25 protein-coding genes are annotated in these 20,774 nt (G+C 37.0%); 3 read left to right on the plus strand and 22 right to left on the minus strand.

The window, feature by feature from the left end; translation table 11 throughout:
- Positions 1 to 89: 89 nt before the first annotated feature.
- From ACOKFD_RS14865 to ACOKFD_RS14890, 6 genes are all read right to left on the minus strand, one after another.
- Positions 90 to 1,166 carry a hypothetical protein gene (locus ACOKFD_RS14865; RefSeq protein WP_422858627.1) on the minus strand — a complete coding sequence of 359 codons (1,077 nt, stop codon included), beginning with the start codon at positions 1,164 to 1,166 and terminating at the stop codon, positions 90 to 92.
- Entirely contained in the window at positions 1,153 to 1,968 is an 816-nt protein-coding gene (locus ACOKFD_RS14870) for a DUF6602 domain-containing protein (protein ID WP_422858628.1), read from the minus strand. Before ACOKFD_RS14870 ends, ACOKFD_RS14865 begins: the two co-directional genes overlap by 14 nt.
- Position 1,969: 1 nt before the next feature.
- Positions 1,970 to 2,437 (minus strand): Mov34/MPN/PAD-1 family protein, encoded by a 468-nt coding sequence (locus tag ACOKFD_RS14875; protein ID WP_422858629.1) that lies wholly within the window; start codon positions 2,435 to 2,437, stop codon positions 1,970 to 1,972.
- Complete coding sequence (locus ACOKFD_RS14880; protein WP_422858630.1) at positions 2,434 to 4,101, minus strand: ThiF family adenylyltransferase; 1,668 nt, start codon at positions 4,099 to 4,101, stop codon at positions 2,434 to 2,436. Before ACOKFD_RS14880 ends, ACOKFD_RS14875 begins: the two co-directional genes overlap by 4 nt.
- The gene (locus ACOKFD_RS14885; protein WP_422858631.1) at positions 4,101 to 5,063 is read right to left on the minus strand and encodes a nucleotidyltransferase; all 963 of its coding nucleotides are present in this window, start codon (positions 5,061 to 5,063) and stop codon (positions 4,101 to 4,103) included. Before ACOKFD_RS14885 ends, ACOKFD_RS14880 begins: the two co-directional genes overlap by 1 nt.
- Before the next feature lie 113 nt (positions 5,064 to 5,176).
- Positions 5,177 to 5,302, minus strand: coding sequence for a hypothetical protein (locus ACOKFD_RS14890; RefSeq protein WP_422858632.1), 126 nt, complete (start codon positions 5,300 to 5,302; stop codon positions 5,177 to 5,179).
- 142 nt (positions 5,303 to 5,444) lie between these two features.
- Between ACOKFD_RS14890 and ACOKFD_RS14895 the strand changes: the two genes are divergently transcribed.
- From ACOKFD_RS14895 to ACOKFD_RS14905, 3 genes are read left to right on the plus strand one after another with little or no spacing between them, the layout of a single operon-like run.
- The gene (locus ACOKFD_RS14895) at positions 5,445 to 6,131 is read left to right on the plus strand and encodes an RNA polymerase subunit sigma (protein ID WP_422858633.1); all 687 of its coding nucleotides are present in this window, start codon (positions 5,445 to 5,447) and stop codon (positions 6,129 to 6,131) included.
- Positions 6,118 to 6,462, plus strand: a complete 345-nt coding sequence (locus ACOKFD_RS14900) for a hypothetical protein (protein WP_422858634.1) — start codon at positions 6,118 to 6,120, stop codon at positions 6,460 to 6,462. Before ACOKFD_RS14895 ends, ACOKFD_RS14900 begins: the two co-directional genes overlap by 14 nt.
- The gene (locus ACOKFD_RS14905) at positions 6,449 to 7,237 is read left to right on the plus strand and encodes an ImmA/IrrE family metallo-endopeptidase (protein WP_422858635.1); all 789 of its coding nucleotides are present in this window, start codon (positions 6,449 to 6,451) and stop codon (positions 7,235 to 7,237) included. The genes ACOKFD_RS14900 and ACOKFD_RS14905 overlap by 14 nt, the downstream gene beginning before the upstream one ends.
- An 8-nt stretch (positions 7,238 to 7,245) precedes the next feature.
- Here the strand turns inward: ACOKFD_RS14905 and ACOKFD_RS14910 are convergent, their stop codons facing one another.
- The 16 genes from ACOKFD_RS14910 to ACOKFD_RS14985 form a co-directional block, all read right to left on the minus strand.
- Positions 7,246 to 7,908, minus strand: coding sequence for an ATPase (locus tag ACOKFD_RS14910; RefSeq protein WP_422858636.1), 663 nt, complete (start codon positions 7,906 to 7,908; stop codon positions 7,246 to 7,248).
- The gene (locus ACOKFD_RS14915; RefSeq protein ID WP_422858637.1) at positions 7,892 to 8,635 is read right to left on the minus strand and encodes a hypothetical protein; all 744 of its coding nucleotides are present in this window, start codon (positions 8,633 to 8,635) and stop codon (positions 7,892 to 7,894) included. Before ACOKFD_RS14915 ends, ACOKFD_RS14910 begins: the two co-directional genes overlap by 17 nt.
- Before the next feature lie 4 nt (positions 8,636 to 8,639).
- The gene (locus ACOKFD_RS14920; RefSeq protein ID WP_422858638.1) at positions 8,640 to 8,924 is read right to left on the minus strand and encodes a helix-turn-helix domain-containing protein; all 285 of its coding nucleotides are present in this window, start codon (positions 8,922 to 8,924) and stop codon (positions 8,640 to 8,642) included.
- 264 nt (positions 8,925 to 9,188) lie between these two features.
- Positions 9,189 to 10,058: an RteC domain-containing protein gene (locus tag ACOKFD_RS14925; RefSeq protein WP_422858639.1), complete on the minus strand. Its 870-nt coding sequence runs from the start codon at positions 10,056 to 10,058 to the stop codon at positions 9,189 to 9,191.
- A gap of 84 nt (positions 10,059 to 10,142) precedes the next feature.
- Complete coding sequence (locus tag ACOKFD_RS14930; RefSeq protein WP_422858640.1) at positions 10,143 to 12,353, minus strand: DUF5916 domain-containing protein; 2,211 nt, start codon at positions 12,351 to 12,353, stop codon at positions 10,143 to 10,145.
- Between the two features lie 71 nt (positions 12,354 to 12,424).
- Positions 12,425 to 13,411 carry a polysaccharide deacetylase family protein gene (locus ACOKFD_RS14935; RefSeq protein WP_422858641.1) on the minus strand — a complete coding sequence of 329 codons (987 nt, stop codon included), beginning with the start codon at positions 13,409 to 13,411 and terminating at the stop codon, positions 12,425 to 12,427.
- Between the two features lie 4 nt (positions 13,412 to 13,415).
- Positions 13,416 to 13,895, minus strand: coding sequence for a hypothetical protein (locus tag ACOKFD_RS14940; protein ID WP_422858642.1), 480 nt, complete (start codon positions 13,893 to 13,895; stop codon positions 13,416 to 13,418).
- A complete protein-coding gene (locus tag ACOKFD_RS14945) occupies positions 13,895 to 14,320 on the minus strand; it encodes a hypothetical protein (protein WP_422858643.1) in 426 nt (141 codons plus the stop codon). Before ACOKFD_RS14945 ends, ACOKFD_RS14940 begins: the two co-directional genes overlap by 1 nt.
- 70 nt (positions 14,321 to 14,390) lie before the next feature.
- A complete protein-coding gene (locus tag ACOKFD_RS14950) occupies positions 14,391 to 15,236 on the minus strand; it encodes a helix-turn-helix transcriptional regulator (protein ID WP_422858644.1) in 846 nt (281 codons plus the stop codon).
- 21 nt (positions 15,237 to 15,257) lie between these two features.
- Positions 15,258 to 16,235 (minus strand): NAD(P)-dependent alcohol dehydrogenase, encoded by a 978-nt coding sequence (locus ACOKFD_RS14955; RefSeq protein ID WP_422858645.1) that lies wholly within the window; start codon positions 16,233 to 16,235, stop codon positions 15,258 to 15,260.
- A gap of 4 nt (positions 16,236 to 16,239) precedes the next feature.
- Positions 16,240 to 16,647, minus strand: a complete 408-nt coding sequence (locus tag ACOKFD_RS14960) for a DUF6326 family protein (protein WP_422858646.1) — start codon at positions 16,645 to 16,647, stop codon at positions 16,240 to 16,242.
- A 63-nt stretch (positions 16,648 to 16,710) separates the two neighbouring features.
- On the minus strand, positions 16,711 to 17,565 hold the full coding sequence (locus ACOKFD_RS14965) for a helix-turn-helix transcriptional regulator (protein WP_422858647.1): 855 nt from the start codon (positions 17,563 to 17,565) through the stop codon (positions 16,711 to 16,713).
- A gap of 12 nt (positions 17,566 to 17,577) precedes the next feature.
- Positions 17,578 to 18,168, minus strand: coding sequence for a dihydrofolate reductase family protein (locus tag ACOKFD_RS14970; RefSeq protein ID WP_422858648.1), 591 nt, complete (start codon positions 18,166 to 18,168; stop codon positions 17,578 to 17,580).
- Position 18,169: 1 nt separating this feature from the next.
- On the minus strand, positions 18,170 to 18,970 hold the full coding sequence (locus tag ACOKFD_RS14975; protein ID WP_422858649.1) for a nuclear transport factor 2 family protein: 801 nt from the start codon (positions 18,968 to 18,970) through the stop codon (positions 18,170 to 18,172).
- Positions 18,967 to 19,665, minus strand: a complete 699-nt coding sequence (locus ACOKFD_RS14980; protein WP_422858650.1) for a hypothetical protein — start codon at positions 19,663 to 19,665, stop codon at positions 18,967 to 18,969. Before ACOKFD_RS14980 ends, ACOKFD_RS14975 begins: the two co-directional genes overlap by 4 nt.
- Positions 19,666 to 19,667: 2 nt before the next feature.
- Positions 19,668 to 20,627, minus strand: a complete 960-nt coding sequence (locus ACOKFD_RS14985) for a DUF4892 domain-containing protein (RefSeq protein ID WP_422858651.1) — start codon at positions 20,625 to 20,627, stop codon at positions 19,668 to 19,670.
- Positions 20,628 to 20,774 lie beyond the last annotated feature (147 nt).

Consider the following 20,774-nt stretch of genomic DNA (forward strand, 5'->3'; position numbering starts at 1 on the left):
AATTTTTATGTTGAGCTTATAAAAAACTTAAAGGAAATTGTAATTGCATTGTATCAGTTCATTATCAAGCTCAAATAGAGACAATATTATTACAATGACTTTTCTGGAAAATACTCAAGAACATAGTCCTTATCTTCTTGAATTAAAACAAGTACTTTATCAAGTGCTTTATAAATTCTCTCTTTTTCTTGAGCCGTAATTGTATCCGAAAGAGAAACCCACGGGTTGTCAGGTGATTTTAGTTTGATAGTTTTTATATTATCTCTTATATATTTTAGAGTCATTATTAACTTATCGTTCAATCCTCTTGGGATATTACCTCTATCGAATGCCTTTTTTGTTAGCTCTTTTATTAAAAATGATTTCAGAGGTAATTCTTCTTTAGCTCTTAAAACTTTAATTAGTCCTATGACATCTTTTTTGTGTTCTTCATAATTGCCGAAGTCTCTCTGTTTATAGGGGTTCATTTTTATTTTTTTACTACCATCAACGAGTTTAGGATTCTTGAATAAATTATAATCATTCTTACCACGAATAAAATCAGTTCTCAATGCAGGTACAATGTCTATCGTTTCTCTGTATCCATCAATGTTAAAAGTCAAACCGATTGATACCTTCTGTTCACGGACTTTTAACAAATCATCATCTTTGAACTCATATTTGAAAAAATCATGGATTGCATCGAACATTTCACGTTCGTTGTGAAAACTTGTCTTTTTGAATTTTACAAGAATATCCAAATCTGACAACCCGCTTAATGCCGTGCCTTGCTCTACAGAGCCTTGATAGCTGGCTCTTCCCAACAAATCTGAATCAAACTTTCGATTTATTGCATTTCTAATTTTCTTTCCTTTTAATAGTACAAGAGAATCTATTTCATCCGGTTGATAAGACTTTAAAACTGACCCCAGATAACTTATTTCATCGGCATTATTTAAAATCTCTTTTTTGGTACGAAAAACTGTAGAAAAGAATTTAATTAATTTAAAACTCGCGATTCCAATAATGGCGCCTATGGCACCAGCTATTACTAAAGATTGAAAATCGAAGTTCTTATTGGGATTGAGCTGTTTTCCCTTGTTTTGCTCAGAAATATTGATAATCATTCCTAAAATACCACCAACTAGAGCACCTGTTTCGATTGTTTCTTTATCAGATTTCTTCATCTAATTTTTCTCCTATTTTATTCAAATAAACTTTTAAATCAATTGCGGGTACAGTTCCAATTGCTTGCTGTAGATATCTAGTTAGCTGTAAAAAAAATGTAATCAAGGAATTTTCTGATTTGCTAAAACGAATTTCCTTGACACTTCTGTTTTCATAGTATTCTACAAATTTGTCGTTGCCTAGCTCTTTAATCTCTTTATTGGGTTCATAGTCAACGACAAAAGAGCCATAATCTGCTATACACCCCAAGTCAATACCTTTTAAGCCTGTATGCTTTCTAAGATGAGATTTTATTGTGGTATTATTGGAATGGGTAAATGTATTTGTGCTTGCTAGAATACCTCCCACAATTTTTGTCAATGGTCGCGGGTCATACCTTCTTCCAGAATTAATCATATTAGTGCTAGTTCTTTTTAGCTTTCTCACACTTTCGATTTTTTCTGCTGCGTATTCAATGTAAGTTTTCTCTGCAACGTTTCCTTGAATATCTGGCTTTACCTCAAAGACTGCATAAACACCTTCGGCTGGTATATAATGAAATCCGTTTTGTGAAAAAATAAAAGGTGTGTACCAATTATCATAGATTACGATATCCATTTGATGACTTGTGTATCCATCAGAATCAATAACTATGGCTTTATCTACACTATACCTATTCGGCAGGTACTTTTGCAACCACTCTATCCAAGCATTTTCCAATGCGTCTCCTTTCGAACCTGGATGCAAAATAAAGTCTCTATTCGTATTCAGTTGGGTTGTCATTTGATTCTGAAGACCAGAAAACAATGACTTTAGGTCCATTTTATTCATATTTTAGAAGTTTTTTATTGTCATATAGGTACAGGGTGAAATCTTCCACTTTTGACTGATTAACGCTCAAAATTAGTAGCACAGGGTTTTTGATATTAACGGTTCTGCAATCAACAATCTCTATCATTGAATTCAAATCTGTATTGCTGTAATGAGTTGAGCCGTCAGGATGAGTGTGCCACTCACCAACATAATATTGACTGGGGTTTGAGTGGTAGATTCTTTTGAGATATTCAACCAAGCCCGTTATACTTCTTTCAAAACTATTTCGTTCGCCTTTGTACTTTTTGGGCAGGATTGTATCTCTTACATTTAATGTCTTAAAATCTTCTGTGTATTCTCCAATTAAAATTCCTCCAAATTCTTTGGGGTATGATTTGGTTCCATAAACTCCAATTTCCTGAAGTAGGTGGTCCGGAAACACCACTTTTACATTTTTATGTTGGTTGAAAAATATCAATATTGCTTTAGTTTTAATTGATAGCCGTCTTCAATATCGCTAGATATTACAAAGTTGTTCCTCTTCGATTTTTCTTCGAAAATTAGGTTTATCTGTTTTAAGGCATATTGAACTAGAGAGCTGATGTCATTATATGACGCTTTAAATGTAGGGCTCCAGCAACCTGTGGGATTGTACAAATCTTTAATATCATTTTCTAGTACTTTCGAAAACTGATTTGTTACAAAGTTGTAAATGTTAGGATAAAATGCACATACCAAATCCTTAGAGTGGTTTGTGACAGAAAGATTTATCAATTCATTATTCAAAGACAGAGAATTTAAAATGTACATTAAATCGTTATCCGTTGAACAATCAAAAATGATATCATATGAATTCAAGAAGTCCTCCAGCTCTTTTTTTGCTTTTGGCTCATCAAATAAAGCTTTTGAGACTATTTCAAAATATGTTTGATTAATGTGGTTTATGTGAACAAATGGTGAAACGTGATAAAGATGATTGCTTAGCTCTTCGACTTTATGTGATACTCCTGGCAAAAACTCATATTCTGAGCGACATATATTTTCAGGTTCTTTTCTATCATAATCCGTTAAATCAATTTTCTTGCACCCACATCTTACTAATGTTTTAGCAACAATACTCCCAATTGCACCTAATCCAATTATTAAAATCTTTTTATCAGCTATTGCATCGGTAAACTTACCTCTCCCAAAAAAATATTTATAAGATGCATTTCTAGTAAGCGCCCACTTGGCTTCTTGCTCTAATAAACAACTGTACCATTTTTGATTTTCCTTGACTCCAGCGATTGGGAAGTTTCCGATTTCAATCATCGCTGCTTGCCAATGAATTTCGGTGTCTGAAATTTTATACCCCAAGTAAAGTGGTATATATTGTCCTTTTCTCTTCTTCTTGAGATATTCTTTCTCGCAATTATGAAGAAACTTTAAAAATTCATCGCTTAGTAATTCTGAAAAGTCTAGCCAGTCTGTGAGTATAAATCTTTTGTGCTTTGCAGGCGCTTCTTCCAAGAAGACGAAAATTCCGTGACTGTAATTTTCACTTTTTTTATAAGCCTCATTCCATTTACAGAAGGCAAGGTTGTCTCCAAAAGCATTTACAAAACCTTGGGTTATGTAGTTGTTTATTTTTGTTTCGCGGTACTTTCCCGTTGATAGGAATGTTAAGTTTACAAAGCCATATTCCCCTTTTGAAAATTTGTAGTCAACTTCAGTAAATGAAAATGCATATATTTCATTGTTAACAGTAGATTCTGGAACTATCAGATGTTCATAATGGTTGTCATTATCTTTATTCAGATAATATTTTATAATCCAGTTTTTAAGGGACTCAAAATCTATTAGTAACTTCTTCTCAATAATAGGACTACTTGATGTATGAATGCATATCACTCCATCTCCCATAACGTGATTATACTCCAATAAATCAGCATTGAAGAATTTTATCGTTTCTGATTCGTGACTTTTAAAAGGGTACTGTGGGTAAATTGCAACATTGAATTCTAGTGGTGAATCTAGACCTTCAAGGTTTATAGATATAACACCTTCGATATTAGTGTCATTTTCAGAAAATGCCTCCACAATTGAAACATACGGAATGGTCTCAATGGTTTTTTCAACTCTTTTGATTCTGCTTTGTTTCATTAACCAAATCGCTGATTTTGAGTTGGAATCGAAAAGGTACTAGCTCCTTCTTTTACACCATAACCACCTTTATTCTCGTCTTCTTCCTCTTCAAAGGCCTCATTGATCGGAAAATATACTTTTAAGTTATCTTCATTCTCGTCGATTCTATCAAGCATATTATTCATTTTGTTGGATAGATTTTCCTTTTGCCAAGACTCAAGCGTATCGGCAACATCATTGCCACTATTTCCTGGGTCCTTAAGCGAAAAATCATCTTTGGTTATGTTATCCCTTATGTATTTCATTACAGCTTTTAATTTTTCCCATAGATTTCCGATGATGTTTTCTTTTTCAAAAGCCTTAATGGTGATAAGTTCAAACAGAAAAGATTTATAATCCTCATTATTTGAAGACTTCCATATTTTTAAGAGCCTTATTATTTTCCTTTCATTTTCCTTATTTTTAATATGGTCTATTTGGGCCTTGATATTGGTTTGGAGGTAAGTCTTTTCAGAAATAAGACCATATTTAGAATTTACATATAGATTCAGTTTATAGTCGTCATAATACTGGTCTTTGTTTAATTCTCGCCCAGGTACAATATCGACACTTACAACATCGCCATCTTCATCGGCAAAAAACTCAATACCAATTGATACCTTTTGTTTTCTGACGGTAGCTTCAGAAGAATATTTTTCGTACAGAAAATCAAAAATATCCTCGAACATTTCTTCGAGGGTAGAAAAAGAATCTTTTTTAAAAGGAATTGCGACGTCCAAATCGAACTTTGTATTTATCGCCGTATGCTTGGCGTAAGAACCAGAGTTTAACGGGCTATATATGTCAATTCCATACTTGCCTTCAATTGCTTCCTTTATCTCTTTTCTTTTTTCTCTATACTTATCCAGTAGAGATGAAATATGTGACATTTTGTGGGTGTCTAATACTTCGGCCAGGTAATTACTTTTATCCAAACTCATAATTTTTTAACATTTTATTTGCAATTATTGCACCAATCAGATTTGAGCATATATTATGACAAATTGACTGACTTTTTAAATTCTCTCCATTCAGAGCTGTGGAGTTCCGCTCGTTACTTTCCTTTACTGTCTTTGCGATTGCTTCTGATGTGCTCTTTGACAGTAATGGTCTTGCCACCTACTTTTCTCTTGTGTTCAGGAATTCTGTTGAATTTTTTACCTGATACATCTTTTGCCACAGTATTTAATTTTAGTAGGGATTTTCTTTATATTTGGCAATCCCTTGGTTATTAATCCCCAATTTTTTAATGTTAATATTTAGGTTGTGGTGGGTGCCTCACACTCATATACCTTATAGGATATATCCGTTTTGGTATATAAATGAAAACAGAAACTAATAAAGACATAGATTTTGAAAATTTGCCGAGCGATGAACTGCTCGATTATATTTCTTTTAAGGATGAATATCCTAAAGAGGCACAGGAAGCTTTCGTACAATTCTGTTTTAGATTTGAGAAAGATTTGAAGCGTAAGTCTGAGATTTATTGCAACAAGTATGGGTATAATGAGGTGGTGGCTCTTGAGATAGCGCATTGTACATTTGCCAGGGTTTGGAAGTATCCCACTTTTGATAAGAACAAATCCAAGGCAAAAGATTTGGATAAGGGCATACTCATTTGGATGTATCCAATTTTATACACCCAAATAATAAAATATGGCGAGCGGAACACTTGTGCAGAACCTATTGAAGAAGAAGATTTAAGTCTAGTTACAAATGCTGACGAATTATTAGCAAAGTTTGAAATGCCTGACGATGCTGAGGCAAAAAGAGTGGTTGTTGCGAAACTTAAAACCATAGAAAGGGCACTTACACAATTATCTGAAAAACATCGAATCATTTATTTTACGTACCGAGCTTATCGGAAGCAAGGCAAAAAAGTACCCAGAACCATTACGAAGCTACTTAGGGAAAAGCTCTCGTTGACCCAAAAATCCGTGAATACTTATTACGGAGATGCACATAAACACGTTACGAACTATTTAGATATTTTGAATGGCCAAGCCTAAGAAAATAGAACTTATAGAAATTGAACAGTTGGATAGTTGGTTAAGTTCAACCGGGTTTCTTTATCCTGGAAATGAAATTGAACTGGACAGGTTTAACAAGTTATACGAAGATTACGATTATAAATTGGATGATAAATCCATCAATCCAATTGCCATCATCAACAATACGTTCTATAGAGAGCCAAAAGTTATTACAATGTTTGAAGAAGATGTAGTTGGGGAAGTTGAAAGCCTTAAGATGGTTGCACGAAAGGGTAAAGAAGATTTGCCTCCGCATATCATTGATAAAATGCGAAGAAAACACAACCAAGACTCAAGTGATTCAGAATAGACCAAGCATAAAGGAACTTGCAGAAAGTATTGCTTTGGAATATAAAGAAAAAATTACTCCACTTAACAGCATATTGGATGATGAAGGATTAGCCGTGTTTTATGACAGCTATGGGAAGAATACCTTCGATGGAATGACTTTCTATGATAACGGGAAATTTTTTATTCACTTAAATACTGATTTAGGAAACAGGCCAGATTCCGCAAGGGGAAGGTTTACCTTGGCCCACGAGCTTGGACATTATTACATAGATTCTCATAGAATTGGTTTGAAAAAAGGACTTTTAGAACCACATCCATCTAGAACCAACCAAAAGCAATTTAATCAAATTGAAAGGGAAGCAGATTTTTTTGCTTCCTGTTTATTGATGCCAGAAGAAAGGTTCTTGAAAGATATTTATCGCAAACCCTTCAGTATTGGGCTAATAGATTATTTAAAGGATGAGTATAAAGTTAGCCGGACTGCCTGCGCATTTAGGTTTGCTGATATTGGAAATCACGATATTATGATTGTCTATGGTGAAAATGGTCAGGTCAAGTGGAAACATTGTAGTGAATATTTTCCCTATAAATATCTGCTTTATGAGAACAAGGTGGCACCAAATAGTGTTATGGGCGAGTATTTTGAAAATATAACAGATAGTCTTTTCAAAAAGGAAGAAATTTGGGCCGTTGATATTTTCAACTACGTTAAAGATGATGATGTTCAAAGAAAGTTTTTTGAACATTGTATTACTTATAAAGGAAAAGCCCTAAGCATTATTTGGGAAGAATAGTTAATCTTTTACTTCCTCTTATCCCCAGCCCGCTTATCAAAGGCCACCAGATTGAATAGTTCTCGCATACGGCTACGAACACGGTTGCCATATCGTTCTTCCAGTTCTGCAGCATTAAGATTGGTGGTGGCGTGGGTCTTGATTTTACGTTTGGTATTTAGGTAGAGCTCGTAGCGAGATAATAGCACTTCACCCATTACGTTTAAGTCCTTTCCGTAAAAACGGCCTGCGGGTTCGACGCCCAAGTCATCAAAACAATAAAACTTGGTGTTACCATATTCCTCAACTGTTTTAAATCCTAAGTGGTTAAAACTAAAGGTCACGTTCCGGCATGGAATCATTTCATATGGTCTTTGTAAAGGGACGATATAGCGCAATAACTTCATCAAACTGGTCTTACCACAACCCACGGGTCCCGAAAGTAAAATGCCTTTGTCTATGTCAATTTCATATTTCTCACAGTTTTCCTTATCACGAATAAAGTAGGAACAAAGTTTGAGCAGAATATCCTTGTCTTCATCATAAATCCTAAACTTTTTGCCAAACAACAGCTTGCCTTTGGCATTCAGATAAATCAAGATTTTAGGGAAATCGTAAACAATATTTTTTCCATCAAACTTGCCCAGTGAATATTCCACGCCGCCTTCGGTGATTTTAGAGGGGTTGTCCATAGTCTTTGCTTTTAGTGGTTCGCAAGTTGTCCTTGATTTGGGACGATTCATTTTTGTTTTCTTTCTCAAACAATTCAGTTCTATCTATCCAGTTGATGGCCACAGCACGCCAATCTCGAATTGGTTCGGCATCACCTGTTTGCCAATTTCGGTCGGCATAGTGCTGGTAGAACTTTTCAGCTTCAGCATTATCAAAATTCTTTTCCTCAAAAAAATCAATAACAGCCTGACAGTCCTTTGGCTGTTTTATAAAGTTTTCCTGTTTGGTATTGTTTGTATTAGATACCAATGCTTGTCCATTGGTGGGACGGTGCTGGTACACAGCCTGTCCGTTTTTGGGATGGTGGTGTCCCTCAAGCGGTACACCTCTGGGATAGTGCTGTTCCGCAAGCTGTTCCAATACGGGATTGTAGTGTCCCGTAGCTGGTTCATCACTTGTACCAATAATGGACATCTTAATTTTACTGCCTTTATACGGATTATTGGATGGAAAGTAGGATAGGTACAGCCACGAATCTAAATCAACAATGCACCGATGATAAGTAGATTTAGAACCAATCTTCGCCACGCGCATCAGCTCCCGGCGGTTGACATAGAATTCATCTGCAAAGCGGCTACTGTTCCATTCCTGAAACAGCGCCATATACAAACTGATATGGGTAGGATTTAGGCGGTCATCAAAATAGAACGTTTCAAAAGCCGCATTAAGTAGCTTTATGTAGTTCATCTTTTCAGGAATTTAGACCATGGTGTACACGGTTGGCTTCCATTACTTTTTGAATTTCCTCGGCATCGTAGTAGATGATTCCACCTACTTTGGTGTAGGGCAAAGTACCATTGATACGAAGGTTTTGAAGTGTACCTGGACTTACTTGAAGCAAATCCATCACTTCAGAAGATTTTAGATATTTCTTCAACCTTCCTTTGGATTGTTTGGCAAGCAGATTTTTGATATCATCGAGCAATTCCATTTTGAATTCCCGAAGGTCATCTGTAGTGATAATTGATGTCGGCATAATAGAACGATTTAAAAGATAGGGACTATCGCCTTGCTTTCAAAGAATTCTGATAGCCCCTGACCTGATTTGACTTTCGTTCTACAAATTTGAAGTCGATTACTGGGTTTTGTTCACAAGACGCACCCAAGCTGGGTGAGTTTTAACATTCATAATTATCATAATAGTTTGAATTGATTTGTTCGGTATTTGGAGGCGAAGTACTTTAAAATTTGTAATAATTTGAGTCCTCAAGTATGACACCCAACTTGGGGACATCTTGGGTTATTTTTCTCCCTCCTGAATCCTACTTTCCAAGGAGTTTTTTAGAACATCAATAAATTTGGTTTGGCCTGTTTTTCGAGACTTTAGCTCAAGAAAAGTTCTATAATAGTCCCCTAGTTCGACATTGAAAATTTTTTCAAATGTGAGCGCAATTTCTTTTAGGTCTGCTGTTCCGCTATTTATTGCACCACAACTTTGCAAAGCATAGATCAGTTCGATTAAATCGGTCTTACTACTAGTCCAGAATAGCTTTGTATTTAGATTTGTGTAAAGGGAGGTATTGTTTTCCATATATTGGTTGTTCTCAATTTTGTCTATTTCTTTTTTTAAATGGACGATTAACATATCATAAGCCATAATGGTGGCTACAACACTATCATGGCTGGTCGAAAATTCCTCATCGGTGAAGAAGTGATAAGAATCTATGGCCAATCTTATATCTGCCATACCCCGCACGAAATACTGCTTGTCAAAAGCTGTGGAGTTTCTTCTGTAATAATGATAGAACTCTAGGTTGTCATTGAAAAATAGTTGCAATCGGCTAATATGTTCGTTAAGGTATTTCACCTGGGATTTTCTACTTCCTCTGGGTTTCTTGCTCTCTACATTAAAAAGTTTTACATAGTATATCAGCTTACTATAAACCTGTGGTTTGATGTGTTTAAAAAATTGAATCTCTTCTTTTTCATCTATGAAACCTTTTTGCAAAATCTCGGTTCTTAAATCATGCAAGGCTTGTTTTACCACTCGGATTGCATTTTCAGAAATCAACAATTCATCTTTGTTGTCTACTTCCAAATGCTCAAGTTGTTTTTCAAGCTCATTCAATATGTTTTCAAACCTTTGCAAAACCAATCCATTGATGTACATTAATTTCAGGAATTTATCGGTCTATGGCTTGTTGTATTGGCTCTTGAACTTAACTGAAAAGCTCATTTAAATCATCTTCGATAATTAAAATTGCTTTAGAAAAGTAATCTTGCTGATAAACTGCGTATTCCTCTGCATCGGGTCGAAAATATCTGTTTGGGTATCATTAAAGACCAAGTAAATAAAGGACAGTGGCATGTACTCCCAACTGAACCTTACATTCCATCTGCCCTGTTCGTTAAAACTATTGTATTGGTAAAATGTGGATAGCTGAACCCTTGGGTTAAGTGCCAGGCGCATACTTCCCGTATATAAATCTGCATCTAAATTTTCATTGTCAATTCCAATCCCATTGAGATTATTCCTTTCATAATCCGCGGTAAAAGAAATATGCGGTAAGGGTGCGTACCTTAGGCCCAAATTCAAGGTGTTTCGGGTTCCGTTATAAAAGTCTCCGAATTCAAAACGTGCAGAGCCCGACAATTTCTTTGATTGGTCAGAGTTGTAACGCACCAAATAACGCGTGTAGCTATAATTATCTTGCTCAATTTGTAACCCTAATGGAGCAAAATCAAAATTGATATTCTGCCATGTAGGGGTAAACGAAATCTCTAAAAAACTGTTATCTCTAAACCAAGTGTACACGGGAAAGATATAAAGACTGGACTGTTGGAAATTACCAAAATCTTCAAAGTCATGATAGTAGTAAAAGTATGCACCAGGATCCCAACGACGAATAAAAGGGAGCCACTTTGGACGTAGAATAGCATAGGCCCCAGGAGTATGGTACATTACGTCTTTTTGAAATACAAAACCCATGTCTGGCGTGTAATTCTGGCTTACAAAGGCATTGGTGTATCGCAGAAAATATTTATTGGTCCTTTTGCTTATTCCGATACGTCCGGCAAATCCAGTTTGGGATACTTCACTATCCAATGATGTTGACAATAGGTAGGAGAAGGTTGTTTCACTTTTTGGTCGAATAAGTCCGTCAATGGAAATGGTGGTGTTGTTTCGGTTGCCGATGGCCAAATCTGTGGAAGAATCATCCAAACGATAGGTCACCATGGCCCCAATATTGTTCTCTTTACCATAATTTTGAGTATATCTAGCCACCCCAAAGGTGCTTCCCGGGCTATTATCGGTTTCTCTCTGCCGAACGGCCAATGCCGCAATCGTTCGATTTTCATTTCTATCTGTGTAACGTGCTCCTGCATCCAGAGGAGCTGGAGCTGCATTAAAGGTGTTTTCCAAGCCAATGGTACGGCTAAAAAATGGTCTTACTTGGGAGTTGCCCGAACCTGCCCAAATACCGGAATTTTCCAAAAAGAACTGCCTACGTTCAGGGAAGAATATGTTGAAACGCTCTAAGTTGTTTACGGCTCTGTCCACATCGGCCTGGGCAAAATCAGTATTAATGGTCAGGTCTAAAACAGCGTTGGGGTTCATGGCCCACTTTACATCGCCACCTATCTTGGGTTCATTAAGTTTAGTGGTAAGCATATCGCCTGTTCTGTTTTCATCGTACTGATATAAGGCGTAGGGCTCGATTCTGATATTTGCTGATGGTGGAGGCACTTCCAACCCTATAAGTTTGGCGGCATATACCATCCTATTTTCTGAAAAGGACTGGGGAATTGCCGGAAATACTATTTTTTCAAAGTCCTTTCGGGCCAAACGATAAAAGGTAATACCCCATTCTACTTCCTTTCCTGCAATGGGTTTGTCGTAACGAATAGACTTAAATGGAATGGCAAATTCGGCGTAGTAACCTTCTTTGGTACGGTTGGTTCTTACACTCCATAAAGCATTCCAATCCGTATCGGTACTATTTCCATTGAAATTTTGTAGATCCAATTGGTTTCCATGTGGTGTTGTCTGAAAGGATGCTGCATACTGCTTGGTGTTTTGGGCATCAATTTGAATTCCAAAGACGTCGTTTTCCGTTCTATTGAAATCACGTCTGAGGTCCTGCATTCGTACACCTTTTTTGCCCATAGTGTCTGTGGCAAAAACTCCAAAATATAGGTTCTTATCATCAAAAAGTACCTTGACTGTGGTTTTGTTTTTAATCAGCCCACCTTGAACAGGTTCAACCCTAAAAAAGTCTGTGATAGCTTCTGCTTTTTGCCAATCCTCTTCATTTAACTTGCCATCTACATTTATTTTAGTTGAAGTTCTGAAAGCTTTTATTTCAACTGGATTTTCTGGTGGTGGAAAGTTGTCCGTTATTTTCTCCTGCGCTACTGAAACTGTTTGAGCAGTTAGAAAAATAATTAATATGCATATTCTCATGTAAGTTTTAAACTGGCATTTCAATTAAACTGCCATCTTGTATTTTTTGGTTAAACATTCAATCTTTTGAGTTAAAGCCCTAGTTTCCCCATTTTTGGTTTTTCATAGCGACTATCCTCTGCGGGATACCTTAATTTTTCTTCATAGATGCCCGTTTCTTTGGCCATGGCCCAAATCAAACTTTCCCCGGCTGGGGTTATGTCAGGAACATAATTGTATACTTCATCCGTAAAAGCTCTTCTACTATCAACCAGTTCCCATCCCTCATCTTTGAACCTTTGAATTAGATCCGGGAGAAAAAGCGCACTGGTAAGGTTGTGGTGGAGTAACAAGGTATGGTCAATATGCCTCCCAGTTAGCTCAAAAGAAAGTTGTTCGTAATAGGTTGCGCGCTCTAAAATATGCTGCAAATAGAATTCCTTGTACTTAGCAGTTTTAGGGCTGTTGATTCCTTCTTCATCAATACACTTTATCAACTCCGAATTCACATACCAATCTGACGCATCTATGGTAACATGACCGTTTTTATATCCGTGTTTCTTTAGAATTTCTCGAAATCCCAAAACCTTTTCTTCGGTACTGCCCTCTTTCAGGTAAGGGAATCGGAATAGCTTTGAAAAAGTACTGTACTTTGAGATTACAGAGTCGGTTTTTAAAAGTTCTTCTTCGAAATCGGCAACTGTTTTCTTGTCACTATTGAAATAGGGATGCGTAAATGTATGGTTGGCTATTTGGTGCCCTTTGTTTGACCAACTCTCCAACAAAGAGATTCCCTTTTCATCAAGTTTGTTTGAACCAGTAGCAAAGAAGGTCGAATTGAGTTCAGCCTCATCTAAGGCATCCAAGATCATTTGATTCCACTCTTCAAACTCAAAAGTGGCAAGGTCGGTGGTAATGCCATCGTCAAAAGTGAAACTCACTTTCGGTTTGCTTTTTGGGTTGTTGATTTTATCTGTAGTCCCATTTGTAGTTGCGACGGTTTCTTTGGAATCATGCTTCATAGTTTGATTGCAACTTGCCAAAAGCATTGACGAGACCATTAACAATTTTATCTTCATAGTGCTACTTTTTGACAAACCATTTAATAGGATAACCGAAAAGTTGGGGTTCGTAATTAATAACGGTGTCATTTACCTTGTTCGCCATCATGCTGCTCCGCAAGCCATTGGTGCTCAATATCCAATGGGTTTCATTGGCTATAGGTATGATGGACAGTGTATCGCTCTTAAGGTTGGGTCGTTGTGCCCAAAAGGGCTCTAACATTGCAAACACTTCGGTTTCATTGGCTACGGTCAAAAACCGGACGTCAATCGTATGTTCAACTGAGGTTTTGCCCATACTTTCCCAACCTATTCGAACAGGATACCCCTTTCTTACCAATTCAATGAGATTATCTTTTGAGCCATAGGAAATCTGACCATTCTTATCGGTTTCAAAAATCAATTGCCATTCGTCATTTCGTTTTTGGGAGCAGCCTATTTGGATAATGATAAAAACTGCAAGAATTGACTTTATGTAGCTATTGCTTGTACTAAGACGCATTAAGTATCAGGATTAAACCTAAACAGATTCTTTAGAAAAGTATGGTAGACGTACTTCCAAGGAATGATAAGCACATCGAGGATAATGGCCGTAATACAAACTGTTAAAAAACCTTCAGCAGATTCTGTGACCAATTCATTCCTTTCCATCGGTAGATAAACTCCCAATATCCATACTGCCTTGTAAAACAACTGTAACAAGAGTAATGGAACCATTTTTAAGGGATAACGTAATCCTAATGCCATTAACGTAGCGTAAGCCACCCAAAAGCTGTAGACAATTCCATCAATCGTTTCTAAAGGGGTTTCTGGAGCAATTACTTCTGCCCAAGCTTGATACCCGACACCAATAAATGTCAGGAGGTACAATCCTTTCATTAAGTACTTCCGGATTTTGGAAACATTTTCTTTTTGTGCTTTTCCCATCGAGATAGTTTAAGCTTTCAAGATGCAAAACAGCACAACAACTCACTTGTCAAATTGGGTCAAACAATTGCTATGAACCAAAAAGTTCGATTTGGGCATTTTCATAGGTATCGCTTGGGTTGTACCCAAACTTCTTTTTGAATTCTTTACTGAAATGGGCCAAATCCTCAAACCCCAATTCTAAATACATCTCAGCAGCCTTTTTTTGGCGAAACTGCATTTCGCATCTAGCATAATGTAATCGTTGGTCCTTTATCCATTGATGTGGTGAAAGCCCCATTTCTTTAACAAGGGTTCTGTAGAACCCCGATGTACTCACCCCATATTTTTGTGCCAACTCTTCAAGCGTAATATTTGTCGTAAGGTTCCTGAAAAGAAAGGATGCAAGGCGATGTTTTGAACTAGAAAAGTAATCTCTGATGAATTTTTCATGATTCATTTGTACGTTACTAAGTACTACTTTCCTTAGGGCATCGACTTTTTGAGTATCAACCTTCTTGCCCTTGGAGAATTCATTTGAAAGTTTTTCAAAGAGTTCACTTAAAGACTTGGTCTTAAACTTAAGTGGGGCAGTTTCCTTAAATGGTGCGGAGTCCTTTTCCGGTTTAAAGCGATCTGTACCCAGTTCAGGAAAAACAAAAGCAAGTGCCTCGAAAATATCGGAGTTTCTATCGAGAATACGTTTGGCTTTGAAATCGGAATATTGCAACAATAAAATACACTCGCCAGTATGGTAGGTTTGTGATATGCTGCCATTATCCAACTTTAATTGGCCTTGTCGGACAAAGAGTAATATACTGGTCTCATTCAACGTTGAGTAAGGTTCCGTATTCACGGTCAGGAAACGCGCTGCAACAGGAATTCCTGAATATCGTATCAATTGAAATAGTCTTGGTTTGCTTTCTTTTACGGACACTTTTTGCTTAATTTAACAAGGCTAGAAGTTATGTATTTTCACAACTACATTACCTTTTTTTTGCCCTTTGTCCACATATTGATGTGCCTTCACAATATCATCTAGCGGAAAGATCCTATCAATCACCACGTTCAATTGTTCACTTTTCACCAATTCGACCAAATATTTCAAATCTTCATTTGATTGGGAGAAGTCTTTTGCCATGATGAGATTCATCTTCTTTTTGAGTTTTGACACCATCATTCCCAAACTTGCTATGGGTTTTGATATGTTGATATAAGTACCTCCTTGTTTTATGGTGTTTTCTGCAATCGAAAATGAACATTTGTCCACGGCCTGAAAGAATAGATCATAGCTCTGCAGGTCCTCATGCCAGTTTTTGGTTGTATAGTCAATGGCAAAATCAGCACCCAAATCATGGGTCATTTTAAAGTTTTTTGCGCTGCAAACTGCTGTAACTTCAAGCCCTTTAAGCTTTGCTAGTTGAATGGCATATACGCCCACGCTTCCCGAGGCTCCATAAATCAAAATCTTTTGACCAGGTTCAACTTGAGCTAAATCTAAATAATATAAGGCTGTTTTAGCACCGATTGGAATTGCGGCTGCTTCTAACCAACTGATGTTTGAAGGTTTTTTTACAATTGGGCCGTTTTCATTGACACATAGGTATTCACCATATCCGCCAAATTTTGGCAATGAGGCACCTAGCACTTCGTCGCCAGGCTTAAAACGACTTCCTCTTTTTCCACAAGCAGTCACTACACCAGCAAATTCGGCTCCTAATATTTGCTGCTTTGGTTTTGTGATTCCCATCATCAATCGGGCCGGTAACCACATAAGCATAGGCACCTTAAAACTCCTAACCCTGTAATCGGCGGCAGCTACCGTACTGGTCATTACCTCGACCAAAATTTCCTCTTCATTGGGGACAGGTGCCGCCACTTCTTGAATCTTCAAGACTTCTGGTGGACCATATTTTGAGCAAATTGCTGCTTTCATTTGATTAATTCGGATAGGGGTAGGCTTTGTTAGATTCCCATTTAAAAGCTGTCCAAATTATAAAGATTGAGGCAGCGATTTCAAAGAAGAGAAAAAAGAAATCATCCGTATCAGCAGTTTGAATATTGAATATCAAAAATGCCAAGATGATAATACCAGATACCAGATTGAAAATACGGTTGAGTTTTTTCTTCAACACCAAGGAAAGGACTACCATTGCTATAGGGATTTCTGCCAGCACACCGCCAAATAGCATAAGGCCCTCTGTTATTTTCACCCCATTGACATGACCGGTCAATGCTTCTTCCAAAAAATCCTTTGAAGCGAATTCGTGCAGATCACGAAAAATCAGGTTCATTAAAATAAAAATCCAAAGTACGGACAGTTTGGTTCTAATATCAATTGAATTCATGTTGTCACTTCTTTTTACAACAAAGATCAAGCAATTAAGGTGTGCTAATCTATTTCAGAAGCCCTATTGTTTGACTGTAAGGTCCAATCTGAACTTGGAAGGTGGCACCCCATATTTGGATTTGAAGCTTCTTGAAAGGTGTTCCAAACTACTAAATCCACAATCGTAACCTATATTGGTGATTGAATCGTCTGATGAGGAAAGTAATTGAGCGACGCGCTCCAATCTTTTATCTATAATATAAGCACCTGGAGTTGTTCTATAAACTCTTTTAAACTCTCGTTTGAATGAGGATAGGCTTTTATTGGTCAAAACCGCAAGGCTTTGGATGGAAAGGGGGGTAAAGAGATAGGCATCTACCGTTTCCTTAAAAGTGAAAATACGGTCCGAGAACAGACTGTTGATTATCAATTGTATTTCTGGCGAACTTTCCGATTGAAGCAACAGCAATATCAACTCCTGAACTTTAAGGCATAAAATATCTTCAGTTATAGCCTCTTGGTTTTTAAAGATATTTCCGATGCCTTCAAAAAATCCTACGATTAGATTGGTGGCCGCTTGTTGAACAGTAAATTTCGTAACAGGTTGTTCCAACTCGTTCCATAGTTTTGGTTTGGAGTTTTTGTAAATCTTTTGAAGTTGTTCTTGATGAAAATGAGCAATGATAGCACTCATTTTACCGGGCTCTTGTTTCGCTATCATGTGTCCAACTGTTCTACCACACACTGAAACGATAACGTTGCCAGGTGTTGCGTCCACACCCTCTTGAACGAAAAGACTTTGCCCATTACCTTCTGAGATATAGGCAACGCATGCTTCGGAAGGTAGGGGCACATCTGTTTCGTTGGGCGTGGTTAAAACCACCCATGAAAAAATAGGCTTTCCGAATAATTCAATGTCTTTATGTTCTAGAATCATACTTGTCTAGCTTCACACTTGGCGTTTAGATTTATAAATATTCATTACTACACCATTCCCACATTTTTCTGATTTGATTAACTCTAAATTCAGCGGTAATGGATTATTATTGAAAAGACGTTTGCCCTTACCTAGAACCACAGGAAACGTCCAAATCCTGAACTCGTCAATTAGATTTTGCTTTAATAGTTCTTGGATTAATTCCCAGCTTCCGTGAACTTGAAGAAGAGGTCCTTCATCTTCTTTAAGTTTTTTAAGTTCTTCTTTGATATTACCTTTTAGGTAGATTGTGTTCTTCCACAATGGCTTATCCAATGTAGAACTGACCACGTATTTTGAGGCATTGTTGAGTTTTTTAGCAACCGGATTTTCTTCTGCGGTATTTGGAAAGTGAGAAGCAAAAATATCATAGGTCTTTCGGCCTAACAATAAATCATAAGGCTCTGCCATTGCCTCTTTCATCACTTGTCGCATCACTTCATCCCAATATGGATTCGCCCAACCACCCTTTGTAAAATCATTGGATTTATCTTCCTCGGGACTACTTGGAGCTTGCATTACCCCATCTAGGGATTGAAATGTCAAAATGGCTAATTTTCTCATATCAGTAATTGTTGGTTGTAAAGGATTTATGGATGATACGCCATTCACCCTTTATCTTCAATAGAAGAAGGTAGTCCATAACCCTTCGATTACGTTCAGGCATCCTAACTTCTACTTTCGCGTATGCGGCCGTATCTTCAAAATCTATCCCAACGACTTTTCCAATTCGATTGTTTTTTTTGCCTTCAGTGAAGTTTTTTAGGTAGTTTTCACCAGTCAGGATTGTTATTTTGTCATCCTTGATATAATATAGATGGAAGCCCTCTTTAAATGCACTCTCAATTCTTGAGATATCACCTTTTGCAGTACCTTCGATATAGCTCAGCAAGGTTTCATTAAGTTTCGGTAAATTATTTATTTCATCGTCGGGTAACTCCTCATCAATATCAATGGACTTTAAATCGATGATTTTATGGACTATTTTCCAGCCTTCATTTTCCTTCAGAAGTAAGAGATAGTCCGTTGCCACTTGCTTGCTGTCTGGAAAGTACACTTCGATTTTTCCAATTGCGGTGTCATGCTCTTGGTCTATACTGATGATTTTGGCTATTCTGTTATACGTCTTTCCGTTTTCTACACGAGCTATATAATCACTACCCTTAATAGTTCGTAACGTATCTGCCGCAATCAAAAAAAGGTTGAAGTCATCGTGAAAAGTCTTTCTTAGCAAATCTTGGTTGCCAATCGCTGTACCTTCTATGTATTGATTTAAGGTTGATTTTATAGATTCGATTTCTGACTGGCCATTTAGACGCACGACCAAAAGACTGAATAGAATTATGAACGCTAGATGGTTTTTCATAGGCTCTTTTTTATTTGGACAATTGATAAAATGTGCAGAAAGACAGCGACTGGCATCAAAAATCCAGCAATAAGGACATAAGGGTATGTCAACATATCCATTGGTAGCATGGGTTCGGATTTACCCCAAAGCTCTGGCTTGTATATCGAAGTCATGAACAAGAAGATAATACTGGCTATTATGGCCAACCCTAAATAATTCCACAGAAGAACGGTCTTTCTTGGGAGTATTTTCTTGGTATATACCAAGAAAGCGATAATGGGTGCGGTAGCCGCAAAAACCATATCTACATTGTATCCTTCTATGGTGACCAAAGGATGAAGGATACCTTTTGCAACGGAGAGTACAAACAATGTTTCTACCAAGACCCTAAATGTTTGGAAATAGATTATCCGGCTTGGGGGTATGGCTTGAATCCAATCTTTGTTTTTATTTCGATGGAGAAATACCCCAATGAAAATAAATGATGGTAGAATAAAGAACATGGCAAATCTAGGCGGAAAATCGTAAGACTTTAAGATGCCTGAGGAGGCTACAAGAAAAATAAAGGCTTGCCAAAAAAACAACGCTGTTACAAGTAAGGTCATATCCTTACTCTTGTTCAGACTGGTGCGCTGAATAGCTGTCTTTCCTATCCAAATCAAAAAGATAACTGTTGCTATTGTTAGTCCTATATATCCAAGTTTTAGTCCCATAGTTATTTCAATACAATTTCAACACGACGATTTAGTTTTCTGCCTTCATCATTAGCATTTGTGGCGACAGGTGAAAGCATAGCTACTCCTTTCGCTTCCAAACGACTTTTTGAAATGCCATGTTTTTTAATTAATTCTTGCATTACTGTCTCGGCCCGACCTTCAGAAAGTGCCAAGTTGTTCTGAAAACTGCCCACATTATCTGTATGCCCAACGATATATATAGAAACTTTGGAATGCTGATTTAAGTAATTGGCAATTATGCCAATGGCTTCAGATGATTCTGGTAGTAAAGTTGTCTTGTTGAAGCCAAAGAGAATATTGTAAAAGACAACACTGCCTTTTTCTTTAAATCTATTCTCCATGTCTTTTATGGTAATCAATCCTTGCGCCATTTTTTTAGATTCGATGATGTCCAATCGATATGTGCTGGCATAATCTGTAAACCCACTCATCACGACTACAGTAGTTGTTTGATTTGACACTTCTTTTTCCGCAATCAAATAGGTGGCGCCATTTTTTCGATAGGTATTCCCGCTTTTCGCCAATTTTGGAAGTTTTTTGGCTTGATACAGTGAGTAGACAACAGAGGAGAAAGAGCCTGGCGTGGGATTGCAATTTGCTTGATAACAGGAGTACAGTATATTGAACCCTTTTCCTTTTAGGGCGTCTTCGTAATTTTTATGGAGTTCTAACTGTGATTTTCCTTTTGGTAATTCATAGTCAATTGAAGTAATGGCGCCTTCAATATTTTTTGATTTTCCTTTAGGAAAGGTGTTATCGAGAGCAATAGTATAGCGGTCATATTCTTTTTCCGCAAACCCAATTATCCAAGAATCCGGAAAGCGGGAAATTAACTCTGAGTCCTTTGAATTAGGGATATCTTTTTGGGCGATTGTTGGATTTAAAAAACCAATCGCGAAGAAGAAGTAGATAATTTTTTTAAGATACTTTGATTGCATAGTAGGATTTGTTTTCTGTTTTTATGATTTTACAATAAAGTGATTGTAAATTACAACTGGTTGCAATAATAAATAATTTATTCATGCAGTACAAATTTTGAATTGACTATTCCAATCGGCAAAAGGAAATCAAATTCTTTTTTAGGC

Origin of the sequence: Flagellimonas ulvae (genome assembly GCF_049333175.1) — a bacterium.
GTDB lineage: Bacteria > Bacteroidota > Bacteroidia > Flavobacteriales > Flavobacteriaceae > Flagellimonas.